This is a genomic window from Cobetia sp. LC6, assembly GCF_030264805.1.
In the GTDB taxonomy this organism is placed as follows: Bacteria; Pseudomonadota; Gammaproteobacteria; order Pseudomonadales; family Halomonadaceae; genus Cobetia.
Map to the genome: position 1 here is coordinate 56,516 of NZ_JASSPL010000014.1, position 16,311 is coordinate 72,826.

Here is a 16,311-nt window from a genome sequence, read left to right on the forward strand (position 1 = left end):
ATCCGACAGTCACAGCGCCGTGCAAGAGATACGCAGGCACACACCTCAGTCGTTGACGCGCATGGCCTCATCAGCGTCGGCTTTCTCGCACACGCCCAGCGCCCACAGCAGGAAGGCATCCTGTCGCGCATTGTCACGCCACGCCTTGAAGCGACCCGAGGCGCCGCCATGCCCGGCGCTCATGTCGGTGCGCAACAGGACCGGATGCGGTGTGCAGTCCATCTGGCGCAGCCGGGCATAGAGCTTGGCCGGCTCCCAGTAGGGCACGCGGGTGTCATGCCAGCTGCCCTGAAGGAACAGCGGCGGATAGGGCGCGGCGCTCAGGTTGTCCAGCGGGGAATAGGCGCGGATGCGCCGCCGCGCCTCGTTTTCGTGCGGGTTGCCCCACTCGGTGTACTCCGCGGTGGTCAGCGGCAGTTCCGGGTTTTCCATGGTGCGCAGCACATCGACGAAGGGCACATCGAGCACTGCGGCGCAGAAGGCCTCGGGGCGCTTGTTGAGGCTGGCGCCGACCAGCAGACCACCGGCGCTGGCACCGTAGGCGGCGATGCGATCCGCGGCCCCGATGCCGTGCTCGACCAGCGCATCACGCGCGGCGAGGAAGTCGTTGAAGCTGTTTTCCTTGTGCTCCAGCTTGCCGGCCAGATACCAAGGCTCGCCACGGTCCCCGCCGCCACGCACGTGGGCGACCGCGAAGGCGACACCGCGCGTCAGCAGTTCCAGGCGGGCGATCGAGAACCAGGGGTCCAGCGTCTCGCCGTAGGCGCCATAGCCGTAGAGCAATACCGGCAGCGGGGCGTGGGGGCGGCCTGCGTCATCACACAGATCGCGCCGCATGACCACCGAGACCGGCACCTGCTCGCCATCGTCGGAGGTCGCCCACAGGCGGCGGCTGATCAGCTGCTCGGGCGTGAGGTCACCATGCACGGTCTGGCGCTTGAGCAGGCGACGCTCGCCTGTGTCGAGGTCCAGCTCGATCCAGCTCGGCGGCGTGGTGAAGCTTTCCTCACGGATACGCAGGCGGCGAGCGTCGAAATGCGGGCAGTCGCCCAGCCCCTGGCTCAGCGGTTGCTCCGGCATCGCCAGGCGTTCGTCGCGGCATATCGTGTGCGCAGGCGCCGTGTCTTCGAATTCGATCACGCGTAGCCAGGCCTGGGCCTGACGGTGATCGCGTTCATCGACCATCAGCCCCCAGCTGAAGGCCTCGACGCCTTCCAGCGTCACTTCATCGCGGGTGGCGATCAGTGGCTGCCAGTCGTCGGGCGCATGCTCGGAGGCGATATCGAGCTGGAAGTGCGGTGCTTGCCTGTTGTGCAGCACATAGAAGTGGCCGGGACGGTGATCGACGCCATACTCGACACCGGTCTCGCGGGCGCGCACCAGACGCATCTCGCCCAGCGGGGTGTCGGCCTTGAGCAACCATGTCTCGCTGGTGTCCTTGGAGGCGGTCTCCAGAATCAGCCAGGCGCGTGAGCGGGTCTTGCCCATGCCGACCCAGAATTCGCTGTCTTCCTCACGATAGAGCAGCGTCTCGGCGCGGCTCGCCACATTCAGGCACCAGATCTCGAAGGGGCGCTGGGTGCTGTCATAGCGCGTGAACAGCAGGTGCTGGCCGTCCTCGGCCCACACCAGATCCGGCCCGATATCCTCCAGCAGACACTCGTCATCGTGGCCGGCGTTGCGTGAGTCGCCATTCGTCGCGTTCAGTGTTGCAAGACGCAGGCTGAACACCTCATCGCCGCTGGTGTCCAGAGTCCATGCCAGTTGCTGTTCATCCGGGGAGATGGCCATCTCGCCCAGTTCGACGAAGTCGTGATGGCGCGACAGGCTCTGCAGGTCCAGCAGGCATTCGTGCTGGCGGGTATCGGCGGGGTCGGCGCCGATCGCATGGCGCCACCAGACCGGATAGTCGGCGTCGGCGGCGGTCTCGCTCCAATAGACGTAGTGATCCAGTGCCTCGGCCAGGCTTGAGACGGCCAGTTCGCGGCGCGCAAGATGGCCGTGATAGAGGGCGTCGCTCAGCGGCGCGAGCGAGGCGAACCAGCGATCACTCTCGGCGTTGACCGCCGTGAGAAAGGTGGTGACCTCTGGCGTGTCGCGTTCTTCAAGCCAGTGCCATTCGGGGTCATCGGCACGATAATGGCGCTGGACGGGGCTATCGGGCATGGCTACCTCGTGAAAGTGGGGTGCTCGAGTGTGTCGGGCGGGCATGGAGTGTAACATTGAGCCTGTCCCACAGCGTGCGCAAGCCCTTGCCTCATGGGAGGCATCGCCGCCGTGAGAGATGAATGCGCAGCCTCTGGTGCCACGCAACGTGTGGCCCCGATGATGGGATGACTCGATGGCTGAACTGAGGTGTCGGGTGCTTCTGCACAGGACAGGCACCCCTCAGAATGTCAGTCTCGACAGGATGTTATGACAGGAGTGAAGGGCATGATGATTTCCGATTCGCTGCCGCAGATGTGGCTGATCTATTTTGGCCTGGCGGCGGTAGTGCTGTTTACCGGCTATATGGCGGTGCGAATGCTGCCGCGTTTTCTGCGCTGGATCCTGGTCGGCGGCATCGCCGGCATGATCGCCGTGCCGACCAGTTTTCACGTCACGGCCAGCGTCGCGGAAGATGCCTACACCGGCCTTGCGCCAGCCATCGTGGCCTTTGCCGTCAGCGTGATACAGAAGGATGGTGGTGGCATGGCCTCGGCTTTCGGCATGCTGGTACTGGGTATCGGGGCCGGTGTGGTGCTGGGGCTGGTGATCTGGTGGCTGGGACGCGGGCGTGAACAACGTCGCCGTGCCGCCCAGCAGCGCCACCAGCCTCATGCCCACGGGCAGGAGGATGAGGAAGTGCGCGAGGGCAACGCCGCTGGCGCCAGCTTGCGTAGCGAGAAACGTGGCACCCCGGCCCGTGCGGCGGCGCGTACCCGCGCAGGCCGTGACCGTCAGGAACCGTCGCTCTGATCGAGCGTCGTTCGATCAGCGCCAGCCGTGCATTGTCCGAGCGTGGACTAAGGATCTGTCATGCCCCGTGATGTAGCTGTCACTTCGTCTCTTGAGCCAGTCCGTTCACCAGGGCATGTATCCGGCTCTTCATTCGGCCCTGTCGCAAAGGTTGCGGGGGCGCGCTGGCTGGCTGCCCTGATGCTGGCGGGCATCAGCCTCGCGTCGCCCTCGGCCTTCGCCGAGCAGGCATCGCCGGCGGACAACGCCTCGGCCAGCGAGTCGATGAGTGAGTCGGTAAGTGGGCTGGTAGATGAGTCGGCCAGCGAACAGGCTGAGCAGATGCCGTTCGTGGCCCGGGATGTCGCGAGTGACGCGAACGCAGGCAATGGCTCGGCACGCGACATTGCGCCTGACCTGCGCATGGCGATCGATGTCTCCGGCAGCATGAAGCACAACGACCCGACCAATCTGCGCGCCAGTGCGCTGGACCTGCTGGTCACCTTGCTGCCGGAGCGCTCGCGTGCAGGACTGTGGGGCTTCGGTGAGCAGGTACAGCCACTGCTGGCGCTGGGCGCGGTCGATGCGGGCTGGAAACAGGCGGCCCGCGGGCTGGAAGGGCGGCTGGACGATTACGAGCAGTACACTGACCTCGAGGCGGGGCTGCGAGCTGCCGCCGAAGGCGCCGATGCGAGCATCGATGGCCAGGGGCCGCGTCAGGTCATTCTGCTCTCCGATGGCATGGTCGACCTGCGTGAGCCGAGCAGCGAGAAGGCCGCCTCGGACAGCGCCTCGCGTCAGCGCATCACCGATGAGCTGACGCCACAGCTGGCGGCGCACAACATCACGGTGCACACCGTCGCGCTGTCGCGCAATGCCGATATCGATCTGCTGCAGCAGGTCGCCGATGGCACCGGCGGGTTGGCGACGGTTGCCGAGACCCCGGAAGACCTGCTGCGTGCCTTCCTCGGGGCGCTAGACCGTATCGTGCCCGGCGAGCTGGTGCCGCTCGAGGACAAGCGCTTCACCATCGATGGCAGCGTCGAGGAGTTCACGGCGCTGGTTTTCCATGGCCCCGATGACAGCGCGCCGGTGTTGATCGCGCCGGATGGTCAGCGCTATTCGCTGGCCGACAAGGCGTCGCTGCCCGAGGGCGTGCGCTGGGAACACCAGCCGCGCTATGACCTGATCACCGTGACCGACCCCGAGGCCGGGCAGTGGCGTATCGAAGGGCAGGTGGGTGTCGATAGCCGCATCACCGTGGTATCAGACCTGGCTCTGGTATCGCGCCCGCTGCCGGCCACACTGTACCGCGGCTTTGGTTATTCCCTTTCAGCCTCGCTTGTCGACGGCGCACGTGATGTCGACGAGCAGGACTTCCTGGCGACGCTGGACGGAAATGCGCGTCTGGTGCCGGAAGACGAGGGTGGCATGTCAGCAGAAACGGCAGTCGTGACCACCGCCCAGCAGCGCGGTCTTGAGCGTGACGGCGCGCAGTTCAGCGTCAACATGCCGCCGCCGCAGCAACCGGGTGGTGCTCGCCTGACGCTGACCATCGAGGGTCAGCGCGATGGCGCGCCCTTTGCGCGTCAGTTGAGCCAGCGCACCAGCGTGGTAGACCCGCTGCTGGTCGAGCCGATCGGTGGCAATGCGCAGAACTCGACGCCGCCGAGCGCGCTGGAGGTCAGCGCGCGTCATCCGCTGCTCAACACCGCCAATACCCAGCTGGACGCGACGCTGCAGGGTGAGCTGTTGAGTGTGGCGGAAGCGGGCGAGAGTCGCTGGCGTATCGAACTGCCGCCACTGGAACGTGACGTCAGTGCCGATGTGCAGATCAGTGCGCGCATCGTGCTGGGCGGGAGTTCGCGAGTGATCGATCTGGCGCCCTATACCCTCAACGAGAATGCGGCGCGGCGTGCCGCCAATCTGGACCGCTCGCCCATCGAGGGTGAGTCCTTCGGTGAGATTCAGGGCCTGGACCAGGCGGTAGAGGAGCAGGAAGACCTCAATGATCTGCTGATGAAGGGCCGCCTGCCCATCGACAAGGTGCCTGCGTTGATCAGTCAGTGGTTCGAAGGAGCTTCGGACTTTGCCCAGCGTGAGGCAGAATCACCGCAAAGCCGCATGATCGCTTACGCCGTTGCCGGTGTGATCGGCCTGCTGGTGGTGATCATGTTGGTGCGTCGCATGACGCGCAAGCCGACTCAGCGGGAGGAACCCCATGTGTGAACTGCTCGGCATGAGTGCCAATGTGCCGACCGATATCTGCTTCAGCTTCGCCGGTTTTCTGCAGCGAGGTGGTGGTACTGGTCCGCACCGCGATGGTTGGGGAATCGCCTTCTACGAAGAGGGCGGTTATCGCGAATTCCGTGACCCGCATCCGTCGGTGGATTCGCCCATCGCGCGCATGATTCTCGACTATCCGATCAAGTCGCAGATGGTCATCAGCCATATCCGCCAGGCCAATGTCGGCCAGGTGACGCTGGCCAATACCCACCCGTTCACGCGCGAGCTGTGGGGCCGACAGTGGTGCTATGCCCACAATGGTCAGCTGGCGGACTGGCAGGCGCTGCCCCTGCCGTACTATCGCCCGGTGGGCAGCACGGACAGCGAGCACGCTGCCTGCTTCCTGCTCGGCGAGATCCGGCGCGCCTTCCCGAATCCGCCGGCGCGGTGTGAAGACCTGTGGCGGCATCTGCACGCCCAGTGCGAGCGTCTGCGCGGGCTTGGCGTCTTCAATCTGCTGCTCTCCGACGGCGTGCATCTCTACGCCTACTGCTCCACCAGGCTGGCGCACATCACGCGCCGAGCGCCCTTCGGGCAGGCGAGTCTCACCGACTTCGAGATGAGCGTCGACTTCCAGCAGCACACCACCGATGCCGATGTTGTCTCGGTGATCGCAACCGATCCGCTGACCGACAACGAGCAATGGCAGCGCCTGCTGCCGGGGCAACTGGTGGTGTTCCGCGAAGGCGAGCTGGTCGCCAGTCTTGGTGGCGAGTTGCCGCTGAGCCAGGAAGAGCCAGGGCAGGTGCAGGCCGAGAGCGGGGCAGTCGATCGCACCGCGACCGCGCGTCGCAAGCCCGACTGGCTGGCGTCTGACTTGAGCTGCTGACGTTTGGTGATCTGAGTTGCTGACACTGAGCGACCGAGAAAGAGCTTGAACGCCAGATACACGAAGGGCCGCGATTGCGGCCCTTCGTGTTTGCGGCTTTTGCCTGGTCAATATGTGAGGCTCAGCCTTCGACGTCGTCGAACATGCCGGCGAACATCGGTGAGGACAGGTAGCGCTCGCCGCTGTCCGGCAGGATGACGACGATGGACTTGTCGGCGTAGGCCGGGTCTTCTGCCAGACGCAGCGCCGCGGTCATCGCCGCGCCGCAGGAGATGCCGCACATGATGCCTTCTTCCTGCATGATGCGACGCGCCATGGCCATGGCGTCTTCACTGGCGACGGGCTCGACGCGGTCGATCAGCGCCAGGTCTAGGTTGTCGGGAATGAAGTTGGCACCGATGCCCTGGATCTTGTGCGGGGCCGGCGTGATCGACTCGCCCTGCATGCGCTGGGTGATGATGGCGGACTCCGCCGGTTCCACCGCCACGGCTTCGAGTGACTGGCCGCGCACCGTCTTGAAGTAGCGGGCGATGCCGCTGATGGTGCCGCCGGTACCGACGCCCGCGACCAGCACATCCATTTCGCCATCCAGCGCGTCCCACAGCTCCGGGCCGGTGGTCTCTTCGTGGATGCGCGGGTTGGCCGGGTTGGAGAACTGCTGCGGCAGGAAGTAGCGTTCCGGCTCGGCCTTCTGCAGCTCGCAGGCCTTGTCGATGGCACCCTGCATGCCCTTGGCCGGGTCGGTCAGCACCAGATTGGCGCCGAGGGACTTCAGCACCTTGCGGCGTTCCATGCTCATGGAGGAGGGCATGGTCAGGGTGACGGGGTAGCCACGGGCCGCGCCGACGAAGGCCAGCGCGATACCGGTGTTGCCGGAGGTCGGCTCGATGATTTCCATGCCCGGCTTGAGCGCGCCGCGTTCCTCGGCGTCCCACACCATGCTGGCACCGATACGGCACTTGACCGAGAACGCCGGGTTGCGGGCTTCCACCTTGGCGTACAGGCGTGGATGGCTGCTGAGGCGGTTGATCTTGACCAGCGGCGTATTGCCGATGGCTTGCGAGTTGTCCTGATAGATCCTGGCCATGCGAGGTCCTCTGGGTATCTGGCGGCTAGACAGCGAGCAGGCCCGCTGCTTGAGTGAAGTGATGATGCTCAGCAGCGGCCGTCGCGACTGTATGAGCATAAGGTTAAGGGCTAGCCGAGCGCGACTCAAAGGCCTGAAGCGCATAACGACATGGCAAGGTTGGCAGTCGCGCTCAGCATCTGACCAAGGTCGTACAAGAGTAGTGGTCTGATTTTCCGAGTTTTTTTCGGATGTGAACGATGGTTTCAATCGGTCGTTTTACATCATTGGCCTGACTGGTTAAGGTGAAGCGCGGCGGCCCTGGAGGTTTTTGCCGAGATGTTGCCAAGGTGTTGCCGGTGCGTTGTCGACACCTGCGCGCGTATTGTCGTGCCGTCCTTTTCCCCATCACGCCGTCATTCATGTCATTGTTCACATGTGGGCGTGACGCCCTGATAACAACAAGTGCTGAATTCTCGCCTGTGGCTGCCAGTGAAAGACTTCGCGCCCGGCCACGATCCAGCAGACGAATGCAGTCATGGAGCCCAAGCCATGCATGATGCCAATCCTGCCAACGCCTCGGCAGACCCGGAAGCCGACAAGGCGTCTGATCCCGCTGGCCCCGTGACCGGGAACGCCAACCTGATCCTCAGTGGTGAGCCGTTGTCCGGTCTCGAGGATTACCCCTCGATTCTCGAGGTCTTCGAGGCCAGCTGCGCCAACTATGCCAACCGTCCGGCCTTCAGCTGCATGGGCAAGACGCTCAGCTACGCCGATGTGGACCGCCTGTCGCGCAATTTCGCCGCCTGGCTGGAACACGAGACCGGCCTTGAGCCCGGTGACCGCATCGCCATCCAGCTGCCGAACCTGCTGCAGTTCCCGGTGGCGGTATTCGGCGCGTTGCGCGCCGGCCTGGTGGTGGTCAACACCAACCCGCTCTACACCGAGCGCGAGATGCAGCACCAGTTCCATGACTCCGGCGCCCGCGCCATCGTGATTCTGGCCAACATGGCGGACAAGCTCGAGAAGGTGCTCAAGCGCACGTCCATCGAGGAGGTCATCATCACCGAGATCGGTGATCTGCATGACTTCCCCAAGCGTCCGCTGATCAATCTGGCGGTGCGCTACGTCAAGAAGATGGTGCCGAAGTACCACCTGCCCGACGCACACGGCCTGCGTGACGTGCTCAAGCGCGGGGCGGGCCTCTCGCACACGCGTGTCACGCGCCAGCCCGAGGACATCGCCGCTCTGCAGTACACCGGCGGTACCACCGGCGTCGCCAAGGGCACCATGCTGACCCACCGCAATCTGGTCGCCAACATGCTGCAGGCACGTGGCGTGATCAGTGATGTGCTCAATGAAGGCCAGGAGGTGCTGATCGCACCGCTGCCGGTCTATCACATCTATACCTTCACGGTGAATTGTCTCTACAGCATGGAGAGCGGCAACCACAGCGTGCTTATCACCAACCCGCGCGATATCGATGGCTTCATCAAGACGCTGGCCAGGACACCGTTCACCGCCTTCGTTGGCCTCAACACGCTGTTCTCGGCGCTGTGCCAGCGTGATGACTTCAAGACGCTGGACTTCTCGAGTCTCAAGCTGACCATCTCCGGCGGGATGGCGCTGACGCGCAGCGCGGCCGAGCGCTGGGAAGCCGTCACCGGCTGCCCGATCGCCGAGGGCTACGGCATGACCGAGACCTCGCCCATCGTCAGCTTCAATCCGCCGCGTGAGCTGCAGCTGGGTACCATCGGCAAGCCGGTGCCGGGCACCGAGCTCAAGGTGGTGGACGCCGATGGTGTGACGCTGGGGCGCGATGCGCCGGGCGAGCTGTGCGTGCGCGGCCCCCAGGTGATGAAGGGCTACTGGCAGCGTGACGACGCCACGCGTGAGGCGATGGATGACGAGGGCTTCATCCGCACCGGCGATATCGCGGTCATCCAGCAAGATGACTTCGTGCGCATCGTCGATCGCAAGAAGGACATGATCATCGTCTCCGGCTTCAATGTGTTCCCCAACGAGATCGAGGATGTGGTCAGCGGCCATCCGGATGTCGTCGAGGCGGCGGCAGTGGGCGTGCCGGACGAGCAGAGCGGCGAGGCGATCAAGCTGTTCGTGGTCGCAAGCAACCCGGATCTCGATCGCGACACCCTGCGCAGCTGGTGCAAGGAGCAGCTGACCGGTTACAAGGTGCCGCGCTTCGTCGAATTCCGCGATGAACTGCCCAAGACCAACGTCGGCAAGGTGCTGCGCCGTGAGCTGCGCGACAGCGAAGAGAGCGGTGGCAATACACCGCTACGCGAGCACTGAGGGCAGCGCTGAATCGGCGGCGTGGCAGGGGACAAGCGCCGCCAAGGTTGGGCGCGGCTACGCGCAGGGCTACAATGGACGGCCCGTCACTTGTTGACGGGCCGTTTTGTCATTCAGGCGTCATGGCTTGCTGTCTCGTGCAGGCGAGCGTGAGGCTGAATTCCCGAGAGTTTCCGGCTGCGCGCGTGGCGTGTGGTCGCTGGTTGAGAAGAGGCAGTCCTTGAGCGACACCGCTACCGCACCGTCCGAACATGCGCGTCTTGAAGCCCTCGCGGCTCGCCTTGAACGCGCCCTGAGCCGTGATCAGCGCGAGCTGGGCAAGCGCCTGGCTGGCCTGCGGCGGCGTCTCAAGGATGGCAAGCCGGTCGATCGTGCCATCAACGACATCGAGAGCCGCCTGGAGGCGAGCATCGCCCAGCGCGCCGCTCGCGAGACGGCACTGGCACGCTGGCTGACACCCGCCGCGCTCAACTATCCGCCGGAGCTGCCGGTGGTGGAGCGTCGCGAAGATATCCTCGCCGCGCTTGCCGAGCATCAGATCGTGGTGGTCGCCGGTGAGACCGGCTCGGGCAAGACCACCCAGCTGCCCAAGCTGTGTCTGGAGATGGGGCTGGGGCGCAACGGCCTGATCGGCCACACCCAGCCACGTCGTCTGGCAGCACGCTCGGTGGCGGCGCGTCTGGCCGAGGAGCTCGAGACGACACTCGGCGAGACGGTCGGCTATCAGGTGCGCTTCAACGACACCACCGGCCCGTCGACGCTGATCAAGCTGATGACCGACGGCATCCTCCTGGCGGAAACCCAGCATGATCCGGACCTGAGCCGCTACGAGGCGATCATCATCGATGAGGCCCACGAGCGCAGTCTGAACATCGACTTCCTGCTCGGTTACCTCAAGCGTCTCACCGCGCGCCGTCCGGACCTCAAGATCATCATCACCTCGGCGACCATCGACGTGGAGCGCTTCAGTCAGCACTTCGCGGCCCAGGATGGCACGCCGGCGCCCATCGTCTCGGTCAGTGGGCGCAACTTCCCGGTCGAGACCCGGTACCTGCCGCTGGTGCGCGATGCCGAGGATGAGGAAGACCTCAGCCTGCAGGAAGGTATCCTGCGCGCGGTGGAAGAGCTGTCGGTGATCGAGCGCGAGAAGGGCTGGATGCGGGGCCCGCGTGACGTGCTGATCTTCCTGCCCGGCGAGCGCGAGATCCGTGCTACCGCTGACACCCTGCGTCGCGCCCAGCTGCGTGATACCGAGGTGCTGCCGCTGTACGCGCGACTCTCCAACGAAGAGCAGAACCGCGTCTTCCAGCCGCATCGTGGTCGCCGCATCGTGCTGGCCACCAATGTCGCCGAGACTTCGCTGACCGTGCCGGGCATCCGCTACGTGATCGATCCGGGCCTGGTGCGCATCAGCCGCTACAGCTATCGCTCCAAGATCCAGCGTCTGCCTGTGGAGCCGATCAGCCAGGCCAGCGCCAACCAGCGCAAGGGCCGCTGCGGGCGTATCGCCGAAGGCCTGTGCATCCGCCTCTACAGCGAGGAGGACTTCCTCGCGCGTCCGGAATACACCGAGCCGGAAATCCAGCGCACCAACCTGGCCTCGGTGATCCTGTCGATGCTGTCGCTCAAGCTGGGTGACATCGAGAAGTTCCCCTTCGTCGATGCGCCGGATTCGCGCTTCGTCACCGATGGCTTCCGCCTGCTGCGCGAACTGGGCGCGGTGGATGAACACAACCGTCTGAGCCGTGATGGCCGCACCCTGGCGCGTCTGCCCATCGACCCGCGTCTGGCGCGCATGGTGCTTGAGGGCGCCTCGCGCGGCTGCCTGCGAGAAGTGCTGATCATCGTCAGCGCGCTGTCGATCCAGGACCCGCGCGAGCGTCCCGCCGACAAGCGCCAGCAGGCCGATCAGATCCACCACGAGTGGGATGACGACAACTCCGACTTCGTGAGCTGGCTGAATCTGTGGGAAGGCTTCGAGCTGGCGCGTGACGCCTTGGGTGCCAACCCGCTGCGCCGCTGGTGCAAGGCGCGCTTCCTCAACTATCTGCGCCTGCGCGAGTGGCATGACACCTTCCGCCAGCTCAAGCAGCTGACGCGTGACCTGGGGCTGGAGATGACCAGCGCCCAGCATGAGCGCGACGCCGAGGCGCAGGCCGAGGTCACCGCGCGGGTGCTGGCCTCACCGGGACAGGGCCGCCGCCCGTCGGTGGCCATTGATCACGAATCACTGCATCGCGCGCTGTTGACCGGGCTGCTCTCCAATCTCGGCCTCAAGCAGGAAAATCGCGAGTATCTCGGCGCGCGCAATCGACGCTTCTTCGTTCACCCGGGCTCCGGTGTGGCCAAGAAGTCGCCCAAGTGGGTGATGGCGGCCGAGATGGTCGAGACCACCAAGCTCTACGCGCGTCAGGTCGCGGCGATCAAGCCCGAGTGGGTCGAGCCGCTGGCCGAGCATCTGGTCAAGCGCAGCTACAGCGAGCCGCACTGGGAGATGAAGCGCGCCCAGGTGGTCGCCAGTGAGCAGGTGACCCTGTTCGGGCTGCCCATCGTCACCGCGCGCAAGGTGCATTACGGCCCGCTGGCGCCACAGGAGTCCCGCGAGCTGTTCATTCGCCGTGCGCTGGTCGAGGGCGAATTCCAGACCCGTGCGCCGTTCTTCGCCCACAATCGCGGCCTGATGGATGAGGTTGGTGAGCTTGAGGACCGCGCGCGCAAGCGGGACATCCTCGTCGACGAAGAGACGCTGTTCGCCTTCTATGCCGAGCGGATTCCGGAAGGCATCTACAACGGGCGCAGCTTCGACAAGTGGCGCAAGGAGGCCGAGCGCGACAATCCCGATGTCCTGCATCTGAATCTCGACGACCTGATGGCGCGCGACGCCGAGGAAGTCACCGTCGCGCGCTACCCCGAACAGCTGCACCACAACAGCGTCGCCTACCCGCTGAGCTATCACTTCGCGCCCGGCGCGGTGGATGACGGCGTGACGATGATCGTGCCGGCGGCGATGCTCTCGCAGCTGCCGCGCTATCGCATCGAATGGCTGGTGCCGGGGCTTCTGCGTGACAAGGCCATCGCGCTGATGAAGTCGCTGCCCAAGCAGTACCGCAAGCAGGTGGTGCCGATTCCCAACTGGGTCGATGCCGCACTTGAGGCGCTGACCCCGGACGACGTGCCTCTGACCGATGCGCTAGCCGAGTTCATGCGCGTCAAGACTGGTCTGCGTCTGCCGCAGGATGCCTGGGCGCCCGAAACGCTGGAACCGCACCTGAAGATGAACCTGCGCATCGTCGATCAGGACGGCAAGGTGCTGGGTGAAGGGCGAGATCTCGAAGCGCTGGAAGCTCGCTTCAAGGACTCGGCCGCGGCCGCGGCGCGGGCGATGGCCAACCGCAGCCGTGCAGCCGACAGCGAAGTGCTGGAGGATCTGCCGGAGACGCCGATCGCCACCTCGCACAGCACCACCCAGGCGGGCATTCGCGTCGAGGCTTATCCGGCGCTGGTGGTGAAGGCGGCGGCGCCTGCCGACGGCGGCATGAGTGCCAAGCAGCGCAAGCTGGCGCGCAAGACCGGCAAGAACAGCGCGCCATCCAGCCATGCGCCTGCCAGCGCGACGGCTCAGGTCGAGCAGAATCTGAGCGTGGAGCTGTTCGATCATCCGGCCAAGGCCGCCGCCGCGCACCGTGATGGCATCACGCGTCTGGCGATGGCACGCCTGCCGGACCAGGTGCGCTATCTGGACCGTGACCTCAAGGCGCTGGAGCGCTGTGCGCTGCTGTTCGCCAAGGTCGGCACGCGTCGCCAGCTGGCGGATGACTTCATCTACAGCGTCTTCGAGCAGGTGATGGCCGTCGAGCCGCTGCCGCGTTCGCGCAGCGAGCTGCAGGCGCGTCTCGATGACAAGCGGGCCGAGCTGGTGCCGCACGCCGAGGCGCTGCTCAAGCCATTGGAAGCCGCGCTCAAGCAGCATCTGGAGCTTTCCAAGCGTCTCAAGGGCAAGATCGACTTCTCGATGGCGCTGGTGGTGGCTGATCTCAAGGCCCAGCAGGCGCGCCTGATCACGCCGGGCTTCATCCAGGCCTCCGGTGAATGGCTGCATCAGCTGCCGCGTTATGTGGAGGCGATGTTGATCCGTCTCGACAAGGCGCCGCGTGAGCGCATGCGTGACCAGCGTGACATGGAAGAGGTCAAGGGCTTCGAATCCCGCCTTGATGCCCGCCTGAGCAAGGCGCGTGAGCAGGGACTGCCGGATGCGGAGCTGGAAGAGTTCGGCTGGTGGCTGCAGGAACTGCGCGTCTCGCTGTTTGCCCAGCAGCTCGGCACCCTGGAGACCGTCTCTGCCAAGCGCCTCGAGAAGCGCTGGCAGGAGCTGATGGCGCGCCGCTGATGTCCTGGGGCTGGGCTTTGTTCTGGCTGAGCTTTGACTTGGCTGAAGTTCTGCCTTGGCTGAAGCTCGGCCTTGTCTGGGGCAGCGCCAGGGCGTTGTGCGCGGCATCAGAGTCTTGCGTGACCGGTACGTGGAGGCGTGCCGAGGCGGGATGGCCCAAGCTGCAGACAGGAATTGCTGTTTAAGCATTCACTGTGGTCGCCCGACAAATGCTGACTCGGGCGTCTGGAATCGCCGAGACAGCGTACACTGAACATGGGGCATGACGACGCGGTACCGGGTCGTGCCCCGCTCAATTCTGGTGATATCCCGCGGGATAACACTGTCAGGAGTGGATGCATGCCAAACAATGACAATGTTCACGCTGCCGATACGCAACACGCCAACGCCGGTCAGTCCATGAGCGCCAGCGGCAATCATCGGGTACTGATCACCGGCAGCGGGCTCTACACGCCGCCCAACGCCATCAGCAACGAGGCACTGGTGGCGTCCTTCAATGCCTGGGTGGCGGCGGACAATGCCGCCAATGCCGACGCCATCGCGCGTGGTGAGCGTGAGGCGCGTACCGAGTCCAGTGCCGAGTTCATCGTCAAGGCCTCGGGTATCCACAGCCGCTACGTGCTGGATGCCGAGGGCATTCTCGACCCGGAGCGCATGCGTCCACGCCTGCCGGCGCGCGCCAATGACCAGCCCTCGGTGCAGTGCGAGATGGGCGTGGCGGCCGCGCGTGAAGCACTGGCAGCGGCGGGCGTCAACGCCGCGGACTTGGATCTGGTCATCGTGGCCTGTTCCAACCTCGAGCGCCCCTATCCGGCGGTGGCGGTGGAGCTGCAGGCCGCGCTTGAGGCCGGTGGCTATGCCTTCGACATGAACGTGGCGTGCAGCTCCGCCACCTTCGGCATCGAGACCGCCGCCAACGCGATTCGCAGCGGCAGTGCCAGGCGTGTGCTGATGGTCAATCCGGAGATCTGCAGCGCGCACCTGAATTTCCGCGATCGTGACAGCCACTTCATCTTCGGGGATGCTTGCACGGCCGTGGTGCTGGAGGCTGCGGATGTCGCCACGCGCACCGATGGTTTCGAGGTGCTCGGCACGCGTCTGGTGACGCGCTTCTCCAACGCGATACGCAACAATTTCGGCTTCCTCAATCGCACGGCGGTGCTTGAGGACGATGTGGCATCCGCGATGACACTCGACAGCGCAAGCCTTCGTGAACAGGCCGATGACAAGCTGTTCATCCAGGAAGGTCGGCGTGTCTTCCGCGAGGTCTGCCCGATGGTGGCCGAGCTGATCACCACCCATCTGGGCGAGATCGAGGCGGACGGCGGGGATCTTGATCGCATGTGGCTGCACCAGGCCAACCGCCACATGAACGACATGATCGCGCGGCGTGTGCTGGGGCGTGACCCGTCGAGCGAGGAAGCGCCGATCATTCTCGATCGCTACGCCAATACCAGCTCCGCGGGCTCGGTGATCGCTTTCCACCTCCATCATGCGGATCTGGCGCCGGGGAGCCTTGGGGTATTGTGTTCTTTCGGGGCAGGCTACAGTGCCGGCAGCGTGCTGCTGAAACGCTGCGGTTGAAGCAGGATATTGCGCGAATCCACGTGGCCTGTGCTGGCTCTTGGCGGGCGCGGAACGTATAAAGAAGGCCGGACCTGACAGCCAGGGATGTGGCAAGGACCGCTGCAGGAATCCAATAGACTTACAGGTGACGAGATGCACACGATCAAGACTTCCCTGCCGGCACTGCTGGCCATGTCCCTGCTGGCGGGTTGCGCCAGCACCGGAGACAGCGAGCCGAATCCTCAGGACCCCTGGGAGGGCTTCAACCGTAACGTCTATACCTTCAATGACACCCTGGACCGCTATGCCCTCAAGCCGGTGGCACAGGGCTACGACTATGTGACGCCGGAGCTGGTGCAGGATGGCGTGGGCAACTTCTTCTCCAATCTGGGAGAGGTCCGTACCATGTTCAACTCGGTGCTGCAGTGGAAGTGGGCCAATGCCGGTGTCTCCACCGGCCGCCTGCTGCTCAACTCCACCGTCGGCATCGGCGGTCTGTTTGACCCGGCCAGCGAACTGGGCTGGACAGTGGACGAGGAAGACTTCGGTCAGACCCTCGCCGTCTGGGGAGCAGGGCAGGGGCCATATCTCGTTCTGCCGTTGTTTGGTCCGAGTACCGTGCGTGATACCGCGGGCATGCCGGTGGATTACTTCGCTGACCCCGTCAACTACGTCGAAGATGACAAGGTGCGTTACGGCCTGAAGGCGCTGGATCTGGTCGACACCCGTGCCGGTCTGCTCGAGCAGGAGAAGTTGATCCAGGGCGATCGCTACAGCTTCATTCGTGATGCCTACCTGCAGCGTCGCAACTTCGAGATCAACGATGGCAAGCTGGGCGATGATCCCTTCGCCAGCGACAGCTTCGATGATGCCGATCTCGATGGTGCCTTCGCACCGGAAGACGACAGCCAGTAACGCGTCATCCGC

Annotated in this window: 9 protein-coding genes; 7 read left to right on the forward strand and 2 right to left on the reverse strand. The window is 64.8% G+C overall.

Annotation, left to right across the window (positions count from 1 at the left end):
- Window positions 1-45 precede the first annotated feature (45 nt).
- Window positions 46-2,166 (reverse strand): S9 family peptidase, encoded by a 2,121-nt coding sequence (locus tag QQF40_RS14690; protein ID WP_285461738.1) that lies wholly within the window; start codon window positions 2,164-2,166, stop codon window positions 46-48.
- Window positions 2,167-2,433: 267 nt separating this feature from the next.
- On the opposite strand from QQF40_RS14690, the gene QQF40_RS14695 reads away from it, so the two are divergent.
- Genes QQF40_RS14695 through QQF40_RS14705 form a run of 3 tightly spaced genes read left to right on the forward strand, consistent with a single transcriptional unit; the run spans window position 2,434 to window position 6,052 of the window.
- Window positions 2,434-2,958, forward strand: coding sequence for a hypothetical protein (locus QQF40_RS14695; RefSeq protein WP_175090475.1), 525 nt, complete (start codon window positions 2,434-2,436; stop codon window positions 2,956-2,958).
- 60 nt (window positions 2,959-3,018) lie between these two features.
- Window positions 3,019-5,166 carry a VWA domain-containing protein gene (locus QQF40_RS14700; protein ID WP_285461739.1) on the forward strand — a complete coding sequence of 716 codons (2,148 nt, stop codon included), beginning with the start codon at window positions 3,019-3,021 and terminating at the stop codon, window positions 5,164-5,166.
- On the forward strand, window positions 5,159-6,052 hold the full coding sequence (locus QQF40_RS14705; protein ID WP_285461740.1) for a class II glutamine amidotransferase: 894 nt from the start codon (window positions 5,159-5,161) through the stop codon (window positions 6,050-6,052). The genes QQF40_RS14700 and QQF40_RS14705 overlap by 8 nt, the downstream gene beginning before the upstream one ends.
- A 121-nt stretch (window positions 6,053-6,173) precedes the next feature.
- On the opposite strand, the gene cysK is transcribed toward QQF40_RS14705, so the two are convergent.
- A complete protein-coding gene (gene cysK / locus QQF40_RS14710; protein WP_175090478.1) occupies window positions 6,174-7,139 on the reverse strand; it encodes a cysteine synthase A in 966 nt (321 codons plus the stop codon).
- A gap of 531 nt (window positions 7,140-7,670) precedes the next feature.
- Between cysK and QQF40_RS14715 the strand changes: the two genes are divergently transcribed.
- The 4 genes from QQF40_RS14715 to QQF40_RS14730 all read left to right on the forward strand — a co-directional run bounded on the left by QQF40_RS14715 (window position 7,671) and on the right by QQF40_RS14730 (window position 16,299).
- Window positions 7,671-9,431, forward strand: coding sequence for an AMP-binding protein (locus QQF40_RS14715; RefSeq protein WP_502871437.1), 1,761 nt, complete (start codon window positions 7,671-7,673; stop codon window positions 9,429-9,431).
- A 220-nt stretch (window positions 9,432-9,651) separates the two neighbouring features.
- Window positions 9,652-13,818 (forward strand): ATP-dependent RNA helicase HrpA, encoded by a 4,167-nt coding sequence (gene hrpA, locus QQF40_RS14720; RefSeq protein ID WP_285461741.1) that lies wholly within the window; start codon window positions 9,652-9,654, stop codon window positions 13,816-13,818.
- Between the two features lie 399 nt (window positions 13,819-14,217).
- A complete protein-coding gene (locus tag QQF40_RS14725) occupies window positions 14,218-15,402 on the forward strand; it encodes a beta-ketoacyl-ACP synthase III (RefSeq protein WP_175090509.1) in 1,185 nt (394 codons plus the stop codon).
- A gap of 135 nt (window positions 15,403-15,537) precedes the next feature.
- On the forward strand, window positions 15,538-16,299 hold the full coding sequence (locus tag QQF40_RS14730; protein WP_107335497.1) for an MlaA family lipoprotein: 762 nt from the start codon (window positions 15,538-15,540) through the stop codon (window positions 16,297-16,299).
- The last annotated feature ends 12 nt before the right edge of the window (window positions 16,300-16,311 follow it).